Consider the following 17395-nt stretch of genomic DNA (forward strand, 5'->3'; position numbering starts at 1 on the left):
GGGCCTATCCCGTTTGCGTATCGAACAACTGCTTGTGCGTCGGGGGCTGACACCGCAGATATTGGGGTGCGGCCCAGACGCGGGCACCCAGGTGCGCCGCCGCATGCCACGGCCAGCGCGGATCGTAGAGGATACCGCGCGCCAGCGCGATAAGGTCCGCATCGCCGGTCGCCACGATTTCCTCTGCCTGCTCGTACCCCGTGATCAGCCCGACCGCAATCACCGGAATCGAAACGGCCTGCTTCACTGCGCGCGCCAGAGGCACCTGATAGCCGGGGCCCGTCGGGATCGCCTGGCGCGGGTCGAGCCCGCCACTCGAAATGTGGATCGCCGCGCATCCGCGCGCCTCCAGTGCCTTGGCGAAGGCAATGCTCTGATCAACGTCCCAGCCGCCCTCGACCCAGTCCGTCCCCGAGAGCCGCAACGTTACCGGCTTCTCGGCCGGAAACGCATCCCGCACCGCGCTGAACACTTCGAGCGGAAACCGCATCCGGTTCTCCAGCGACCCGCCATAGGCGTCGGTCCGCTTGTTGCTCAAGGGAGAGAGGAACTGATGCAGCAGATAGCCGTGCGCCGCATGGATTTCGATACTGTCGAGATCGAGACGCGCCGCCCTGTGCGCGGCCTCGGCGAACTGGTTGCGCACCGCAGCGAGGCCATCGGTGCCGAGCGCGAGCGGAGCGTTCTGCCCATGCCGGAACGGCAAGTCGCTTGCCGAAACCGTTTGCCATCCGTTTGGCGTATCCGGAGCGATCTGCGCACCCCCGAGCCAGGGCTTCTCCGTCGATGCCTTGCGCCCGGCATGGGCAAGCTGCACGGAGATCGGAACATCCGACCAGCGCCTTACGCTCTCGAGCACGCCGGCCATTGCCGCTTCGGTGGCATCGTCCCAAAGACCCACATCGGCGTAGGAAATTCTCCCCTCGGGCGCAACCGCCGTCGCTTCGATGATCAAAAGCCCCGCGCCGGACTGGGCCATCGTGCCCAGATGCGTCGTGTGCCAGTCGCTCATGCATCCGTCGGTCGCCGAATACTGACACATGGGTGCCACGACGATTCTGTTCGCCAACTCGAGTTGTCCGAGCTGGAGCGGCGTGAAAAGGTGAGGGGGCATCGATTGCCCTTTCGCGAGTGGGTGTGAGAACGACGGGACCCAGGAACGGCTCCGACTCTGGCCCATATGTTAGGGCAGCGCTCCTGACACGCAAGAGGCCTTCCGCGCCCTCAGGGGCGCAGTTGCCCCTTGGAAGTCCGCCAATCCGTTCTAGTGCAGCGTTGCGATATCCCGCACGCTGCTGATCTCGACGGGCCGAATGAGCCGCGCGTGCGCAATGCTCACCGAATGTAGCGGACCCTCAAGTTCCCGCGCCCAGAAATCGAGAAACCCCTTTAGCTCGGGAAATCTTGGGGCGAGGTCGTATTCCTGCCAGACATAGATCTGAAGCAGCGAAGGTTGATCGGGCAGATGATAGCGGATCTGCGCAGTCGTCAGGCCGTACCCCTCAAGTTGTCTGAGAAAAGCACGATCAAGCATGGTCACGAATCTCCTTGCTCGTGGAACCTCAATAAGTTCAGCACGAACAGCAGGTTAGGGCAAATCAGCATTCGGTGTCCGGGAGTGCCAGGCCGCACCTCGGCACGCGGCACCGGTACATAGCGGATTCGCATAATATATATTATGGAACTTTCTCACCTGAACGCGGCACGCTGCCGGTGAGGATTGCGCCGGCAGCCTTATTCCTGCGTCGCCGGGATCGGCGCGGTCCGGCCTATGGCTGCCCATGACACTGCGGCGCTGGCAAACGCCATGACCGCCGCGGCAATCATGACCCAGCGGTACGACGTCATTAGGACCTCAGGTGGAAGGTTCGCCAAGTCCGAGCCTCCGAACGCGAACCCAAGGGCCGCCACGGCGATAAGCCCGCCGATCCGGGCTGCTGCATTGTTGATTCCCGAGGCGGTTCCACCCGCATCGTCCGGTGCCGCGTCGAACACAGTGGTGGTCAGCGGCGCCACCGTAATCGTCATGCCGACCCCGATGACGACAATGCCGGGAAAAAATCCGATCCAGTACCACCCGGTTTCAACCAAAGCGGCCAGGACCAGATATCCAAGGCCGGTCAGGGCCGGCCCAACAATAAGCATGGGCCGGACGCCAATGCGCTTGGCGACCGCGCCGGACCACCGGGACCCCGCACCCAGCAGAATGGAAAACGGCAGCATCGCGGCACCCGCCGCGGCGGCGCTGTAGCCGTGTGCGTAGATCAGGACGAACGGCAGCAGAAAAAGCGAGCCCGAGAGCGACGCATAAAGCACCAGCGTCAGCCCGTTCGCGCCTGAAAAATCCCGGTTGTCAAACAGCGACATCGGCACCATTGGCGCGGCCGAGCGCCGTTCGACGACGATAAAGGCAATCGCGAACGGAACCGACAACACGATGGCGGCAAGCCCGGCAACCGTATTGCCCTCACCCGCCGCAATCAGCCCATAGCTCAAGAGGCCGAGCCCGACGACCGTCAGGCCGGTGCCCGCGAAATCCAGCTTCTGATATTCGCGCAGGCCCGGACTGCTTGCGATGCGCCACCCCATATAAAGGGCCAGCGCACCGATCGGCACGTTGATCATGAATATCGCGCGCCAACCCACGGTGTCGACGAGCCAGCCCCCAAGAGGTGGCCCCAGCGCTGTCGTGAGCGCTCCGGCCGCCGCCCAGGTTCCAATGGCCTTGCCGCGCTCTTCCCCTGTGAATGCAGAACCGATAAGGGCGAGGCTTGCGGGCACGAGAAACGCAGCGGCTGTGCCCTGAACGAAGCGTGCGACGACCAGCGCCACCGGACCCGGCGCTATAGCACAACCGATGGATGCCACGACAAATCCAACAAGGCCGAACAGAAAGACCCGGCGCTGGCCGAACCGGTCCCCAGCCGTGCCGCCCAAGAGGATAAGACTCCCGAGCATCAGCATATAGCCGTTGACGACCCATTGCGCGGTGGCAAGCCCCGCGTCGAGATCGCGCTGGATGACCGGCAGGGCGACATTCACCACCGACCCATCGATGAACCCCAGACTCGACCCGAGGATCGTCGCGGGCAGAACCCAGCGCGTATCGCGGCCGGCAGGCTGAATGCCTTCGGGTGCCTCGCAAGGTGGTTGCTGTGGGCCGGCCATATGTATCCTCGCAACGGCTGGCATGCGCTCGCAATGGACGTTGGCACATCGGCAGGCCGAGCACCACCCCCGATTTTACTGCCGCTCAGCGCGCGCCGGACACGACCTCGATCGTCATCCCGTCATAGGCCGGATGCACGTGCGCGGGCGTCTCGCCATTGACGACGGCATAGTCCATATCGACGTGCAGATTGGTCAGAACCGCCTGTCGTGGCTTGTGTTCTTCTATCAGCGCCAGCGACTGCTGCAGGCTGAGATGGCTCGGATGCGGCGTGTAGCGCAACGCGTCTACGACCCAGGTATCGAGCCCCTGCACTGCCCAGCGCGACGCCACAGGGATGCCGGATACGTCGCATGAGTAGGCGAAATCGCCGATCCGGAAGCCAAGCGACGTGATGCTACCATGCTCCTGCTCGAACGCCGTGAGCACCATGCGCCCCCCTGCCCCTTCGATCTCGGTGCTTTCCCCGTCCCCGATCGAGTTCGCGTTCAGGATCGGCGGGTACGGACTGTGCTCGGGAGCTGTAAAGCAATAGCCGAACGCCTCACGCAGCCGCACCTCCGTCGGAACGCTCATATAGACGTCGACGCGGCGCTTGGCGTTGAGCGCCAGCACCCGCAGATCGTCTATCCCGTGAGTGTGATCGGCGTGCTCGTGCGTATAGAAGACGCCGTCCACCTCGTCGACCTGGGCATCCAGCAACTGCTCGCGCAAATCGCAGCCCGTATCGATCAGAACGCGCGTCTTGCCGGGCATGTCCTTGTGCGTACCAGTGATCAGAAGCGCGCACCGGCGCCTGCGGTTTTTCGGATTGGCCGGATCGCACGCGCCCCAGATATTGCCCACGCGCGGTACGCCGCCCGACGATCCGCACCCCAATATGGTTGCCACTATGCGGTCGGAAAGCGGCGCGCTCATCGTCAGGGCAGCCGTACTTTGTTGAAAAGGCGCAGAAAATTCGCCGTCGATTGCTCGGCCACGGCCTCGAGTGTCGTCCCCCGCAGCTCCGCGACCTTCTCGGCGGTATGCCGCACATAGCCCGGCTCGTTCGTCTTGCCGCGGTGCGGCACCGGCGCCAGATATGGCGCATCGGTTTCCACGAGGAACCGGTCCTCCGGCACGAACCGAGCGACCTCCTGGATTTCAGCCGCATTCTTGAACGTCACGATTCCCGAGAACGAAACGTAACCGCCAAGCGCCAACCCGCGCCGCGCCAGTTCCACGCCCGACGAGAAGCAGTGCAGAACGAAGGGGAAAGCCCCCTTCCCCGTTTCTTCTTCGAGGATCGCGGCCATGTCCTCGTCGGCCGATCGCGCGTGGATAACCAACGGCAGACCGGTCTCTCGGCTCGCCGCGATATGATTACGGAAACCTTCGGCCTGAGCGTCCCGCGGCGAGGAGTCGTAGTGGTAGTCAAGCCCGGCCTCACCGATAGCTACACATTTCGGGTGTTTCGATAAAGCGACTATATCACTGGCAGTTACATCGAGTTCTTCATGCGCATTATGAGGGTGCGTTCCAATCGAGCACCACACGTTTTCATGCGCCCCGGCAATTGCCTTTATCGCATCGAAGCGCCGGATTCGCGTCGAGATTGTCACCATCGCGCCAACGCCATTGTCCGCCGCCCGCGCCAGGACGCCGTCGAGATCGGCGGAGAGCACGTCGAAATCGAGGTGGCAGTGGCTGTCGACCAGCATTATTTCGCGGCCTCGCTGCCCGGTTCGACATAGCGCGGGAACACGCCCTGCGGCGCGGGCAGGTCCTGCCCGGGCTCAAGCCGCCCCGACGTGCCGAGCGAGGCGAAATCGCGCGCGCCCTCGTCGAGCCCGAGCTGGTCGAGCAGCTTCGCGCCCGCTTTCGGCATCACCGCCTGCGCGAGAATGGAGACCTGTCGCACGACCTCGATCGTCACATAGAGCACCGTCGCCATGCGCGCTGGATCGCTCTTGCGCAGTGCCCATGGCTCCTGGCTGGCGAAATAGCGGTTGGCATCCGCCACCACCTGCCAGACCGTTGCCAGCATGGAGTGGATGGCCTGCACGTCCATCGCCTCCCGCGCCGTGCCCAGCATAGCGTCCGCTGCCTTGAGGATCGTTTCGTCCTCGGCCGTGAACGTTCCAGGCTGCGGCACCTTCGCATCGCAATGCTTGGCGACCATCGAGAGCGACCGTTGCGCGAGATTACCGAGGTCATTGGCGAGATCGGCGTTGATCCGGTTGACGATCGCCTCGTGGCTGTATGATCCGTCCTGCCCGAACGAAACCTCGCGCAGGAAATAGTACCGCATCGCATCGACGCCATAGCGTTGCGCCAGTTCGAACGGATCGACGACATTGCCGACCGATTTCGACATTTTTTCGCCACGGTTGAAGAGAAACCCGTGCGCAAATACGCGCTTGGGCAGCGCCAGATCCGCCGACATCAGGAAGGCGGGCCAATAGACCGCGTGGAAGCGCAGGATATCCTTGCCGATTAGGTGAACGTCTGCCGGCCAATAATGCCAGCGCGCGTCGTTCGTGTCCGGGAACCCCGCTGCGGTAATATAGTTCGTGAGGGCGTCGACCCACACATACATCACATGCTTGGGATCGCTGGGCACCTTGATGCCCCAATCGAACGTCGTGCGCGAGATCGAAAGGTCCCGCAGCCCCGACTTCACGAAGCTGATGACCTCGTTGCGGCGCTCCGCCGGTGCGATAAATTCCGGATGCGCCTCGTAATAGGCGAGCAACTTGTCGGCATAGGCCGAGAGCCGGAAGAAATAGCTCTCCTCCTCGACCCACTCGACCGGCGAGCCCAGCGGTTCGCGCCGCACGCCGTCTTCACCGACGGTCGTCTCCTTCTCGTCGAAAAAGCCTTCCTGCCGGACGGAATACCAGCCCGAATACGTATCGAGATAGATATCCCCATTGGCCGTCATCCGCTCCCAGATGGCCTCCGAAGCCCGATGATGGCGCGGCTCGGTCGTGCGGATATAGTCGTCGTAGGAAATCTCCAGCGCGTCCCATAGGTCGCGGAACACCTGCGAGTTCCGCGTCGCCAGTTCGATGGGCGCTATGCCTTCTTTTTCCGCCGTTTGCTGCATCTTCTGGCCGTGTTCGTCGGTGCCGGTCAGAAAGAACACGTCCTTGCCATCCAGCCGGTGGAACCGGGCGATCGTATCGGTCGCCAACGCCGTATAGGCATGGCCGATATGCGGGACGCCGTTGGGATAGAAAATCGGCGTGGTGATATAGAAACTGGGCTTGCTCATCGCTTGAAATCAGCTGACTGGAATCGTCTTGCGCGCGTGATCGCGGATGAGATCGAATACCGCAACCAATGTCTGCCGCCGGTCGAGATTGTAGATATCGGCGTCGGCGAACAGGGCGTTGGCCTTGTCCCACAGCGCGTTTGCCGATGCAAGGTGGAAACGCGCCCCGCCGCGCGCCGCGCTCTCGGCCTGCGCCGCAATCCAGTCGCGCATCATGTCCTGGGCGAACGCCAGCTCCGCGCCCTTGGCCGCGGCAAGCGCATCTGCGATCGTCAATTGCGCCCGCGTGGGCTGGTTCGCCGGCGCGGCGAGCCAGGTGACGAGCGCATCGAGGACGTCCCCTTCCTCGAGCATCAGCGTCTCAAACCCCCGCCGCGGGCGCCCCTTGGCAAGCGTCGTCGCCCGGGCGAGGTCGTCTTCTGAAAGCCCGGGCCGGGCGCGGCGCAATATCCCCGCAACATCAGCGTCCGAAAGCGGCCGCAGCCCCAGCGTCTGGCACCGCGACCGGATCGTCGGCAGCAACCCGCCAGGCCGGTGCGAAATCACGATGAACACGGTCTCCGCCGGCGGCTCCTCGAGCGTCTTCAAAAGCGCATTGGCCGATGACACGTTGCAATCATCAACGCTGTCGATGACACAGATCCGATACCCCGACCGCCCCCGCGTCTGATGCAGGCTGTCGCGCGCCGCACGCACGTCATCCACCCGGATCGCCGTATAGAACCGCTCAGCGTTCGCCGGATCCCGCGGCTTGCGCAGGACCGAAAGGTTCGGGTGCGACATAGCCGCCACCTGCGCCGCGACCCGCTCGAACGGCTCGTCTCCGCTGCGGGTCAGGACCATCCGCGCGACGGCGAACGCAAACGTCGCCTTGCCGATCCCCCGCGGCCCGTGCAGCAGCACTGCCGAAGGCATCCGTCCCGCCGCAAGGGCCGCCTCGAGCCCGGCCAATGCGTCGACATGCCCAACGAGTTCCTGGGTCTCGGGCGATGCGACATTCTCGATCTGGTCGGCCTCGCGGCGCTCGAAACTCACGCCTCCCGCCTCCCGTGCGAGATTTCGGGAAAGCGGCTGGTGACGATCAGCCAGATCGCCTCCTCGAGATCGTCCGCATCCTGATCCGCGGACAGCACGACACATCGCTCGGAAGCGGCCTCGGCGATCTTCAGGAAGCTCTCGCGCAGCTTGCGATGGAAATCGAGATCCTCTTTCTCGAACCTGTCGGCAAGCGCCGGCATGCCGTCCTCGATAGCCCGCTGGCGAACCCGCTCGAACGCCAGCGCCGGGTCCATGTCCAGAACGATCGTCAGATCCGGAACATGCCCTTCAAGGGCGATATCCTCAAGCGCATCGATCAGCTTGTCGTCGACCCCTCCCGCGAGCCCCTGATAGGCCCGCGTTGAATCGGCGAACCGGTCGCAGATTACCCATTTCCCACCCGCAAGCGAGGGGGCGATGAGCGATGTCACGTGATCGTGCCGCGCCGCGGCAAACAGCACTGCCTCAGCGCCCACGCCCCAGCTTTCGGACTTCCCCTGCAGGATGAACGAACGGATGGCTTCGGCCTTGGGCGTTCCGCCAGGTTCGCGCGTGCGCACCGAGCCGATGCCGACTTCCGAAAGCCGCGCCGCGAGCCGCTTGACCTGAGTGGATTTACCAACCCCCTCCCCGCCCTCGAACGTCACAAAGCGCGCTGATGCCATAGCGGTATTTCGGTCCCGTTCGCTGCTGTCGTGAGGCCTAAAGCCACCCGAACATCAATTCGAGGAGTGCATCCGATGCGCGGCGCGTAATATCGCCCTCCCCGACAGATTCGGCAGCATATAGCGGCGCCATCTGGATGATTTGGTCATCGCAGAGTATGCGCAGTTGCGCAAGTCTCTGCCCCTCGGCGACAGGTGGCAGGATCGGCGCGTGATAGGCGATCTCCGCCGACAGACATCGCCGGTTGCCCCGCGGCAGGTAGATGTCGATCGCCCCCTCTCCGACGAGGCCGACTTCCGGCACCTCCCCGCCATAGACCCTGGCGTGGCCGACAATCGCGCCCGCTGCAAAGGCGGGAATGCGCTCGAAGCTTCGCGCGCCCCACGTCATGAGCTTGCGCGCTTCCTCGGTGCGGGCGCTCGCGCTCTCAAGCCCGTGCAGGACCCCCACAAGCCGCCGTCCACCCTCCGTGGTCGAAACCACGATGCCGTAGCCCGCCGCCTCGGTGTGGCCCGTCTTGAGCCCGTCGATCCCGAGCCCCATGTTCAGCAGGTTGTTGCGGTTGGATTGCGAGATCCCGTTCCATTCGAAACTTTCGAGCGCAAAAACCGGATAGTAGTCCGGAAATTCGCGGATGATGTAGCGCGCCAGATACGCCAGATCGCGCGCGCTCATATGCATGCCCTCATCCGGCAGGCCGCTCGGATTTGTGAAATGCGAATTTTCGAGCCCGATATCGAGCGCGAATTCATTCATGAGACCGGCAAATGCCGCCTCAGAGCCGGCGATCCCTTCGGCAAGCGCGATCGCAGCGTCGTTGCCCGACTGAACGATTACCGAATGCAGCAGATTGTCGACGCTCACCGACGAGCCCAGTTCGGCAAACATCGTCGAGCCGCGCGAGGGCGCCCCGCCGGTTCGCCACGCATGCTCTGTAATGACGAACTCATCCTTGAGGTCGAGCGCGCCGCGCTCGATCATGTCGAGCACGACCGCCACCGTCATAAGCTTGGCCATACTGGCCGGCTCGATCAGCTCGTCCGCGTTTTTCTGGAAAAGCACCACGCCCGACTCGTAGTCCATGAGCACGGCATAGGGTGCCTGCGTATCGAAATCGACCTGCGCCCGCGCGGCGCCGGCAAGCATAATCAGAAGGAAAAAGAGCCCGGGAATCCCCCGCCCCAATACGCGCATATACTTCCGGCACGCCAGGCGCGCGCCCTCCTATTACTGTTTCCGCGCACGAAAATGACGCCGTGCGTTCAACCGCGGAGACAGGAATGGAAGTATTTAGTATAAAACGGGCGTATTCAAGCCAAGTTCTGCGGCAAGCCCGGTCACATCCTCGATAGTAACCCCCTCGCGAAGATAGCTTAGCGCAAGCCCCTCAGTCACAGCATCCCCGAGCACGACTTCGGTCCGATCGACGGCACCGTAGAGCGCAAAGGCCCGGGCGATCGCATCGGCACGCGCCGGATCGTCGAAATTGCCCAGAGCGATTTGCACCGGCGTCCCGGTCGGCTCCGGCATCGCCGAAAGCCCGGTATCCTCGACCAACGCGCTATAGCCGAGCACCTGGAACGGGATATCGCTGGGAACCGGTGTCGCGGCCCCCGAAATCGCGTCGAGCGCAGTGCCCGTCTCGGCCTGGGCAACCTGTGTTTCCTGATAGGCCACCTGGACAGCCGGATCTTCGAGCGGCGTGATCTGATTGATCGAAGCCACGAGGAAGCGCGTATCGTCGCCTTCAAGGGGTGCGGGCCCCACATACTGCACGCGGACGTCGGCAATGCCGTTGTCGATGAAACCCAGGACCTCGGCGGTGCGCCGCGACAGATCGATAACCCGATTGTGGGCGAAAGGCCCCCGGTCGTTGACGCGTACAATGGTCGAGACGCCGTTCGCAAGATTGGTCACGCGGACGTAAGACGGCAACGGCAGCGTCGGGTGTGCAGCGGAAAGGTGGTACTGGTCGAACACCTCCCCATTGGCGGTGAGCCGGCCGTGGAAAGCCGGTCCATACCAAGAGGCCTGGCCGGTGATATCGAGTTCGGGTTGCTCGCGCGGCTCAAACCAGCGCCCGGCGACCTGATAAGGCTTGCCGATCTGATAGCGCCCGCCGCCCTTGGGCACATTGCGCGACGAGGTGACGCGAGGCGATGCGCTGACGCCCATCTCACCCTCGGAAAACTTGGAGCCGCTGAATATGTCCGCCATCGAGCCGCAACCGGCAAGTAAAGCGCCAGCAGCAATAATCGAAATAACGGTCACTGCAGTGCGGCGCTTGCGCGCGCCAATCGTGCTCACAATCATACAAAAGCTTCCGTAGGGAATATGCGATACGGTTAGCCCGCAGGCCTTTAGCAGAAATCACAGCTTCGTGTACAGACTATTAACGGCTTGCGTCTGCAATAAGGCCGATGCGCCCTAAACTGTGCCGATATTCTCAAGCGCCGCACGCACCGCTTTGGCGAGTTCAAGGGCGCCGGGCGTATCCCCGTGAACGCAGATCGAGTGCGCGGAAGACCTGAGGATCGTTCCGTCCACGGCGACGATTTCTCCACGCTCCGCAAGCCGCACGCACCGCGCGACGACAGCATCGGGATCGGTCAGAACGCTTCCCTCGACATCACGCGGCGCCAGAAGCCCGTCTGATAGATAACCCCGGTCGGCATAGGCCTCGACGATGACCGGCAGCCCGGCCGCTTCGGCGGCCCGGTGCTGCCCCGACTGTTCGAGCGCCATCACCGCCAGGCCCGGAAAATGCACCGCGACATCGGCGAAAATCACGCGCGCAAGCGCCTCGTCCTCCGCTGTCATATTGGCCAGGGCACCATGGAGTTTGACGTACGCAAGCCCCACGCGCTCCTCCCGCGCGATCTCGGACAGGCGCCCGACCTGCTCACGGACCTGCTTCTTTACCGCGCCGACAGGCAGTTCCAGCCGCCTGCGTCCGAAATGCTCGGGATCGGCGAAACCGGGATGGGCTCCCACCCGAACGCCGCGCGCCCTGGCGGCCCGCAGTGTTTCGCGCATCGTCCGCTCGTTTCCGGCGTGTCCGCCGCACGCGATCGAGGCACTGGTGACGACCTCGAGAAGCGCCGCGTCGCTGGACATGCCTTCGCCAATGTCGGCATTTAGATCGATCAAGCCCGCCTCCGTTCAACTAATGTATTACGCGCGCGGTCTACGGTAACGCTTTGGAAAATAACCGATGTTCCAGGTCGCGTTTGCGCAAACCTGTCGAGGTCGGCGCTAATGATCGTTCCGATGCGCGGATAGCCGCCCGTCGGCTGATGGTCGCGCATCAGAACGATCGGAGTCCCATCGCCCAGAATTTGGATGTCCCCCGCAACGACGGCATCTGAAACCAGCGTCAGGATGCGGTGGTCGGCGAACACCTTCTCGGCGTCTTCCAGCCTGACGCCCATCCGATCCATCCGCGCCGTCACCACGAAGCGCGCCGAAAGAAACCTTTGCCGCAGCGCGGCGGAAAAGAGATCGGCGTGGAGGCCCCAGATAAACCGGATCGGTTCCGTCCCCTGCCCCTGGTCGGCGGACATCTCTGCAACCGGGCGTTCGCCAATGAGTGGACCCAACGCGATCCGGTCACCGGCCGCGAGCGCCCTGCCCTCGAACCCGCCGAGCCCGACCGTTGCATTGGTTGCGCGGCTGCCCAGAACCAGCGGCACGTCGATCTCCCGGTCGAAACGGATGTAACCATAATTGCCTCTAGGCCCGGCACTCACGTCGATCAGATCGCCATCTTCTGCGATCACGCCTCCGGGCCAGTCGAGCGGTACGCCATTGCGCTTCGCAGTAAAGACGCCGCCGGCAAACCCGATATGCACCGGCCCGCCCTCGATTCGAAACACGATGCCGGAACTTGCGCACTCGATCGCGGCCCCGCACGCGCGACCGGCCTCCATTTCGGCGCGAACAAAGCCGTCCCGGTCCATGGGGCCCGACGCGCTGATCCCATGCGCGAGCATCCCCGGTCGGCCCAGGTCCTGAACCGTGGCCAATGGTCCGGCCCGTTCCACAATGAGCGTCGTCACGAGACCGCCTCGAATGTCACGGCGTCGCCGGGACGCATGCGCGTCGGCGGATCCGCGTCCGGATCGAAATTGCGAAAGTCGGTACGCCCGATCACATGCCATCCGGTCGGGATCGGCGTGGCCGCAATCGCGGTCTGCCCGGCGGCGAAAATGACGCTGCCGGCAGGTACCGAGGGACGCACATCCGTGCGCCGCGGCAGATGCAGCGGTTCCTCATGTATGCCGCAATAAACGAACCCGGGCGCGAACCCTGTCGCCAGGACGCGCAAGGGCGCCGCGTTGTGCGCCGCGATGAAGGCTTCGGGGGTCATGCCCACCATATTGGCGACAGCCCCGAGATCCGGCCCCTCGTCCGCACCGAAACGAACCCGGAGGCGATGACGTTGCGGCGTTCCGCCCTTCGTCCGATTGAGCGAAGCAAGCAAGCGGATCTCCCCGGCGACCGCGCCAAAACGCGTTTCGGTCGGATCGAACCGCACCAGAACGGAAACGAGGTTCGGCACAACCTCGAGAACTCCGGGCACGTGCCGGGCCTCCAGAAGCCCTGCCATCGCGATCGCGGCACGGTTGGCGTGAAGATCGAAGCGATCCGCATATTTGACAACAAGGGCGCTGTCCCCGAGCGGCATCAGCGTCGGTATGTGGGGCAGCAGATGCGGTTGCGCAGCGCTCACTCTTGAACCGTCCCGGATTTCGACTGCTTCGAGCGGTACCGCGCCACCCTTGCAATGGCAACCCAAACCCGGCAGGCTCAGACAGGAGGGAAGAGGAGAACGTAATGAGCAATCTGCGCCTGATAGCTATAGCGGCGGCCTTGCTTCTGGCCGTACTCCTTTTGCTCGGCGCCGGTCTGTCGGCCACACAGTTTGGCCTCGTTATGCTGGGCGGCGCGCTTGTGGTTGCCGTCGTGATGTTCATTCTTACCCGGCGCCAGCGCAGCCGCCGCATCAGGGAGCGCGAGCACGCCAACCGCATCCCGCCAAAGCTGTGACCGGCAGCGAGCATGGGCCTTTGATTAAAATCGCGCTGCGTGTGTTTGCTGCCCGTTGGTCCGCCCGGCTGCACACTCCGCGCGATGGGTATGGAAGCTGGAACATCCAACGGACGCGAAGCGGTTTGCGGTCAGGCGGAAGCTGTCTTTGACAGCCTCTGGCGCACCAGGAGCCTGCCGGTCCCGCTGTGTCTTTCAATCGAGGAACTCCTCGAAACGGCGTGGGAGATCGCGTACCACAAGCCGGACGCCCACCCCCACGCCAACGTTATTTCGCTTTCAGCATTTCGGTCGGGCAGCCGGCGCGAGGACCACCCTTCGACCGGCTAGGACCGCTCACATCCGGTTCATCCAGTCGTCAATCTGCCGTTCAGCCTCTTCCTTGGCGACCCCGTAACGCTCCTGAATCCGCCCCACCAGTTCGTCTCGGCGCCCTTCAGCGACGTCGAGGTCATCGTCGGTCAGTTTGCCCCATTCCTGCTTGGCTTTGCCCTTCACTTGGCTCCACTGGCCTTTGATTTCGTCCCAATTCATCTTGTGGTCTCCTTTGTTGCGATAAACCACAAACGATCGCATGCCGTTGTGCGTTCCCTATCGCGACCGGACAACCCAGTGCCGCGCCTTAGCCCTTAACAGGTACCCTCACTTTTCGGAGGGCGAGCCTGCAAACGATGTCGCCTCCGGCTGCCCCAAGGGCGGTATGGCCGCCAGCTTGAAGCCGGCAGCAAGCCCTGCCAGGGCAAACAGCATGCAAGCAGCGATGACACCGGGCCATTGCCAGAAAGACCACCCCACGCCCGCAGCGGTCCCCAACAGGCTCGATCCGGCATAATAGGCCAGAAGGTAAAGTGCTGAACCTTGAGCCCGTGCCTGTCCGGATCGGCGCGCCACCCATGCGCTCGCAGTGGAATGCGCGCCGAAAAACCCGAAAGTGGTAATCGCCAATCCCACGATTACGGCCCAAAGCGGCGGCGCAAGCGTGACCAGCAAGCCTGCAATGATCACCAGCATCATGGGCCACAGGACCTTTCGACGACCGACCAGGCCTGCGACCGAGCCGATCGTCGCCGATGCGATGGTGCCAACCAGATAGACAGCAAAAATGGGCGCCACCGCTGCCGGGCTGAGGTTATAGGGTGGCGCAAGCAGGTGAAACGCAACGTAGTTGTAGATCGCGACGAACAAGCCCATCAGCAGGAACGAGCAAAGCAACAACAGCCGCAATGCTCTGTCTGAAACGACATGGTGCAGGTTGGACAGCAGATCCGGAAAGCTCAGAACGCCGGTGGCCGAGTTTCGAGGCTTGGGGAGCAAAAGGGCGAATCCGATCGCATTCACCAGTATTGCTACGCCCAGCATCAGTAGCGCTTCTCGCCATGTGACGACTTCCAGCAGCAACCCCATCAGCAAGCGCCCGCTCATGCCACCGATGGCCGAGCCACCCACGAACATGCCCATGCCAAAGCCCAAAGCAGCAGCGTCCATTTCCTCCCCGAGGTAAACCATCGCGATGGCCGGCACGCCGCACACGGCGATACCAATCAACGCGCGAACGAGAATGAAGGCTGCCCAATCGCTTGCCAACGCCATCGCAATGACGAGGGCACTGGTGGCAAGCAGACTGAAGGTCATCAATCGCTTTCGGTCAAAACGATTTCCCAGCCAACTGACTAGCAAAAGTGAAACGGACAGCGTTCCGGTCGCCGCAGATATCGCGACCGAACTCTCAGTGGCCGTGAGATTGAACTCCAACGCGAAAATGGGAAGGAGCGGTTGCACGCAGTAGATTGCCGCAAACACCGAAAACGCAGCCAGAAAAAGAGCGATTGACGCCCGCCAGTACCTTCGCGAACCACGCAGAATGGTCCCGCTCATAGTCTGCACCGCTTACTGGGGTTATGCCTTGAAAAAGGCATCCGGGCCAGGGGACTTGCCCCTCGGCCCGGATGCCCCGGGAGGACTAGGCGCGCATGGGCACCGGTTCTTTGCTTCCGAACTTCGCCTGATATGCGGTCGTAAGACCTGCCAAGACGATCCCGAACATGTCGGTCTGCCAGCCGCCCGATATGAGCGATAGGGCCGCCACGATCAGGGCTATCCGGACCGGCCAATTCGCTTGGCCGAAGAACCACCCTTGAACAGCACCCGACAGCAGGAACACGCCCAGGGTCGCAGTCACACCCACATGCAATATCTCGTACCATTCTCCCTGCATAAGCAGTGCGTCTGAATAAAAGAACATGTAAGGCACGATAAATGCTGCGAGCCCGATCTTGAAGCTTTCCACACTGGTCTTGATAGGGTCGGACCCCGCCAATGCGGAACCTGCATAGGCCGCGAGAGCTACCGGAGGCGTGATCGCGGACATCACGGCAAAGTAGAAGATGAAGAAGTGGGCGATGAGCGGTTCGACGCCCAGATTGATAATGCCGGGTGCAATCACACTGGCGGCAACCGCATAGGCTGCCGTCGTGGGCATGCCCATTCCGAGCACGATCGAAACGCACATGGCGAAAAACAGGGCAAGCAACTGGCTTTGATCGGCCAGCCCCAAAAGCACGGACGAGAACCGCGATCCAATGCCGGTCAATGCAATGACGCCGACGATGATGCCTGCGGTTGCGCACACGGCAATAAGCTGCAGCACCATCCGGGCACCAAGTTCGAGCGCGAGGAAAAGCTGGCGGGGTCCCATGCGGTGAGGCGTCAGCCAGGAAACAACCGCTGCTGTGACCATGGCCAGAGTGCCGGACCGAATGACCGAGAATCCCGAGAACAGCGAGAAGATCAGCACGACGATTGGGGTGAAAAGATAAATCTGACGCAGCAACGCACCGAGCTTGGGCAGCTGGTCCTTTGGAAGGCCCACCATACCGTACTTCTTCGCAGCGAAATCGACCATGAAGAAGACCGAGGCGAAGTAGACGATCGCGGGAATGATCGCCGCCCAGACGATCTCCATATAGGAGATGCCCGTGATTTCAGCCATGATGAAGGCGCCGGCGCCCATGATGGGCGGCATGATCTGTCCGCCAGATGAGGCTGCAGCTTCCACGGCCGCCGAAGTCTGCGGCCGATAGCCGACCTTTTTCATCAGCGGGATCGTAAGGCTACCTGTGGCGACCACGTTGCCTGCCGATGTGCCATTGATCATGCCCATCAGCCCCGACGCAAAGATCGCGACCTTGGCGGGCCCGCCCCGCCGGTGTCCGGCAGCGGCAAACGCGATATTAACAAAGTACTCACCCACCCGCGTCGCCTGCAGAAAGGCGGCAAAGATCACGAAGAGGATGATGTAAGTCGATGATATCGCGATGGGTGCTGAGAGCACACCGTTGTCGGTGAAGATGTAGCTGAAGAAGCGCTTTGCATCATAGCCACGATGTTCGAGAATCCCCGGAAGCCATGGCCCGAGGAATGAATAGGCGACGAAGACACCGGCGATGATGACAAGCGCAAGGCCGGCAACGCGTCGCGTGAGTTCCAGAATGAGGATCACGCCAGTGACGGCCGCCCACATATCGGCTGGCAGTGCCATCGGCATGCCTGCACGCAACTGGAGCTGCGGAGCGAACTTTATGAGGTAGGCAACCGCCGCAATTGTCGCAACGCCAAGAAAGGCATCGCCCAGTGGTATAGCGTTGCGCCGTTGGTCGGGGAAGAGCCAGCTATTGACGACAAGCAGGGCTGTACCGGCAGCGAGCGGAATGCCCAGTGTATCCATTGCCCATGCGGGCGGTATGGGCGATCCGGAAATGGCGCCATGCACCCACACCACAAAAACGAGCGCCGCACCGTACACGATCCCTGCCCCACCCAGAGCGAGGAATAATTTGGAGACCGGCGATGCCGGCGTTTCCGCGACATCCGTTAGCGATTTTGCGCTGAAGATCAGGTAGCCGAGCAACAAGCCGCCACCCACGTGCGAAAGCCGGAAAGTCCAGGTTTCCAGCGGCCAGACGTTCAGGACGAGCAGGTGAAATGCTGAAAACGCGACGCACATGATCGCAATGGCCCAATGCCGAGCGCCGAAAAACAGCCTTTCGTTGTCGACCTTGGGTTCCTGATCAACCGACGCCTCCGCGGTTTGACGCTCGATCAGCGAAATCTCGTCATTGGCATCATCATTTTGGGTTGCAACGCCCTGGCTCCGATTGTCGTCAGACATCGAAAATCACTCCACCCTGAATAAGACATGCGGCGCTGCGTATTGGCAA

Annotated in this window: 18 protein-coding genes; 2 read left to right on the plus strand and 16 right to left on the minus strand. The window is 62.6% G+C overall.

What is annotated here, in order from left to right; genetic code table 11:
* Positions 1 to 4: 4 nt before the first annotated feature.
* From LSG43_RS13965 to LSG43_RS14025, 13 genes are all read right to left on the minus strand, one after another.
* Positions 5 to 1114, minus strand: a complete 1110-nt coding sequence (locus LSG43_RS13965) for an NADH:flavin oxidoreductase/NADH oxidase (protein WP_231805256.1) — start codon at positions 1112 to 1114, stop codon at positions 5 to 7.
* A gap of 150 nt (positions 1115 to 1264) precedes the next feature.
* Positions 1265 to 1534, minus strand: coding sequence for an usg protein (locus LSG43_RS13970; RefSeq protein ID WP_231805258.1), 270 nt, complete (start codon positions 1532 to 1534; stop codon positions 1265 to 1267).
* A 200-nt stretch (positions 1535 to 1734) separates the two neighbouring features.
* Positions 1735 to 3168: an MFS transporter gene (locus LSG43_RS13975; RefSeq protein ID WP_231805260.1), complete on the minus strand. Its 1434-nt coding sequence runs from the start codon at positions 3166 to 3168 to the stop codon at positions 1735 to 1737.
* An 85-nt stretch (positions 3169 to 3253) separates the two neighbouring features.
* Positions 3254 to 4087 carry an MBL fold metallo-hydrolase gene (locus tag LSG43_RS13980; protein ID WP_231805262.1) on the minus strand — a complete coding sequence of 278 codons (834 nt, stop codon included), beginning with the start codon at positions 4085 to 4087 and terminating at the stop codon, positions 3254 to 3256.
* A gap of 2 nt (positions 4088 to 4089) precedes the next feature.
* On the minus strand, positions 4090 to 4869 hold the full coding sequence (locus tag LSG43_RS13985; RefSeq protein ID WP_231805264.1) for a TatD family hydrolase: 780 nt from the start codon (positions 4867 to 4869) through the stop codon (positions 4090 to 4092).
* The gene (gene metG, locus LSG43_RS13990; RefSeq protein WP_231805266.1) at positions 4869 to 6425 is read right to left on the minus strand and encodes a methionine--tRNA ligase; all 1557 of its coding nucleotides are present in this window, start codon (positions 6423 to 6425) and stop codon (positions 4869 to 4871) included. The genes LSG43_RS13985 and metG overlap by 1 nt, the downstream gene beginning before the upstream one ends.
* 9 nt (positions 6426 to 6434) lie before the next feature.
* Entirely contained in the window at positions 6435 to 7460 is a 1026-nt protein-coding gene (locus tag LSG43_RS13995; protein ID WP_231805268.1) for a DNA polymerase III delta subunit-related protein, read from the minus strand.
* Complete coding sequence (gene tmk, locus LSG43_RS14000) at positions 7457 to 8128, minus strand: dTMP kinase (protein WP_231805270.1); 672 nt, start codon at positions 8126 to 8128, stop codon at positions 7457 to 7459. Before tmk ends, LSG43_RS13995 begins: the two co-directional genes overlap by 4 nt.
* A 37-nt stretch (positions 8129 to 8165) precedes the next feature.
* Positions 8166 to 9323: a D-alanyl-D-alanine carboxypeptidase family protein gene (locus LSG43_RS14005; RefSeq protein WP_231805272.1), complete on the minus strand. Its 1158-nt coding sequence runs from the start codon at positions 9321 to 9323 to the stop codon at positions 8166 to 8168.
* 96 nt (positions 9324 to 9419) lie between these two features.
* On the minus strand, positions 9420 to 10442 hold the full coding sequence (locus LSG43_RS14010; protein WP_439652037.1) for a septal ring lytic transglycosylase RlpA family protein: 1023 nt from the start codon (positions 10440 to 10442) through the stop codon (positions 9420 to 9422).
* A 114-nt stretch (positions 10443 to 10556) separates the two neighbouring features.
* Positions 10557 to 11279, minus strand: coding sequence for a 5-oxoprolinase subunit PxpA (locus tag LSG43_RS14015; RefSeq protein WP_231805274.1), 723 nt, complete (start codon positions 11277 to 11279; stop codon positions 10557 to 10559).
* On the minus strand, positions 11276 to 12187 hold the full coding sequence (locus LSG43_RS14020; protein ID WP_231805276.1) for a 5-oxoprolinase subunit C family protein: 912 nt from the start codon (positions 12185 to 12187) through the stop codon (positions 11276 to 11278). Before LSG43_RS14020 ends, LSG43_RS14015 begins: the two co-directional genes overlap by 4 nt.
* Positions 12184 to 12861, minus strand: a complete 678-nt coding sequence (locus LSG43_RS14025; RefSeq protein ID WP_231805278.1) for a 5-oxoprolinase subunit B family protein — start codon at positions 12859 to 12861, stop codon at positions 12184 to 12186. The genes LSG43_RS14020 and LSG43_RS14025 overlap by 4 nt, the downstream gene beginning before the upstream one ends.
* Before the next feature lie 104 nt (positions 12862 to 12965).
* On the opposite strand from LSG43_RS14025, the gene LSG43_RS14030 reads away from it, so the two are divergent.
* Positions 12966 to 13178 carry a hypothetical protein gene (locus LSG43_RS14030; protein ID WP_231805280.1) on the plus strand — a complete coding sequence of 71 codons (213 nt, stop codon included), beginning with the start codon at positions 12966 to 12968 and terminating at the stop codon, positions 13176 to 13178.
* A 90-nt stretch (positions 13179 to 13268) separates the two neighbouring features.
* Complete coding sequence (locus LSG43_RS14035; RefSeq protein WP_231805282.1) at positions 13269 to 13508, plus strand: hypothetical protein; 240 nt, start codon at positions 13269 to 13271, stop codon at positions 13506 to 13508.
* A 6-nt stretch (positions 13509 to 13514) separates the two neighbouring features.
* Here the strand turns inward: LSG43_RS14035 and LSG43_RS14040 are convergent, their stop codons facing one another.
* From LSG43_RS14040 to LSG43_RS14050, 3 genes are all read right to left on the minus strand, one after another.
* Positions 13515 to 13712: a CsbD family protein gene (locus tag LSG43_RS14040; RefSeq protein ID WP_231805284.1), complete on the minus strand. Its 198-nt coding sequence runs from the start codon at positions 13710 to 13712 to the stop codon at positions 13515 to 13517.
* A 108-nt stretch (positions 13713 to 13820) separates the two neighbouring features.
* Positions 13821 to 15053, minus strand: a complete 1233-nt coding sequence (locus LSG43_RS14045) for an MFS transporter (protein ID WP_231805286.1) — start codon at positions 15051 to 15053, stop codon at positions 13821 to 13823.
* A gap of 85 nt (positions 15054 to 15138) precedes the next feature.
* Positions 15139 to 17346, minus strand: a complete 2208-nt coding sequence (locus tag LSG43_RS14050) for a TRAP transporter permease (RefSeq protein WP_231805288.1) — start codon at positions 17344 to 17346, stop codon at positions 15139 to 15141.
* Between the last annotated feature and the right edge of the window lie 49 nt (positions 17347 to 17395).

The organism is Pelagibacterium xiamenense, assembly GCF_021166475.1.
Classification (GTDB): domain Bacteria; phylum Pseudomonadota; class Alphaproteobacteria; order Rhizobiales; family Devosiaceae; genus Pelagibacterium; species Pelagibacterium xiamenense.

Excerpts from the sequence above, each read along its gene's own strand:
- LSG43_RS13965 (WP_231805256.1), bottom strand. The coding sequence starts at position 1,114 with ATGCCCCCTCACCTTTTCACGCCGCTCCAGCTCGGACAACTCGAGTTG.
- LSG43_RS13970 (WP_231805258.1), bottom strand. The coding sequence starts at position 1,534 with ATGCTTGATCGTGCTTTTCTCAGACAACTTGAGGGGTACGGCCTGACG.
- LSG43_RS13975 (WP_231805260.1), bottom strand. The coding sequence starts at position 3,168 with ATGGCCGGCCCACAGCAACCACCTTGCGAGGCACCCGAAGGCATTCAG.
- LSG43_RS13980 (WP_231805262.1), bottom strand. The coding sequence starts at position 4,087 with ATGAGCGCGCCGCTTTCCGACCGCATAGTGGCAACCATATTGGGGTGC.
- LSG43_RS13985 (WP_231805264.1), bottom strand. The coding sequence starts at position 4,869 with ATGCTGGTCGACAGCCACTGCCACCTCGATTTCGACGTGCTCTCCGCC.
- metG (WP_231805266.1), bottom strand. The coding sequence starts at position 6,425 with ATGAGCAAGCCCAGTTTCTATATCACCACGCCGATTTTCTATCCCAAC.
- tmk (WP_231805270.1), bottom strand. The coding sequence starts at position 8,128 with ATGGCATCAGCGCGCTTTGTGACGTTCGAGGGCGGGGAGGGGGTTGGT.
- LSG43_RS14005 (WP_231805272.1), bottom strand. The coding sequence starts at position 9,323 with ATGCGCGTATTGGGGCGGGGGATTCCCGGGCTCTTTTTCCTTCTGATT.
- LSG43_RS14010 (WP_439652037.1), bottom strand. The coding sequence starts at position 10,442 with ATGATTGTGAGCACGATTGGCGCGCGCAAGCGCCGCACTGCAGTGACC.
- LSG43_RS14030 (WP_231805280.1), top strand. The coding sequence starts at position 12,966 with ATGAGCAATCTGCGCCTGATAGCTATAGCGGCGGCCTTGCTTCTGGCC.
- LSG43_RS14035 (WP_231805282.1), top strand. The coding sequence starts at position 13,269 with ATGGAAGCTGGAACATCCAACGGACGCGAAGCGGTTTGCGGTCAGGCG.
- LSG43_RS14040 (WP_231805284.1), bottom strand. The coding sequence starts at position 13,712 with ATGAATTGGGACGAAATCAAAGGCCAGTGGAGCCAAGTGAAGGGCAAA.
- LSG43_RS14045 (WP_231805286.1), bottom strand. The coding sequence starts at position 15,053 with ATGAGCGGGACCATTCTGCGTGGTTCGCGAAGGTACTGGCGGGCGTCA.
- LSG43_RS14050 (WP_231805288.1), bottom strand. The coding sequence starts at position 17,346 with ATGTCTGACGACAATCGGAGCCAGGGCGTTGCAACCCAAAATGATGAT.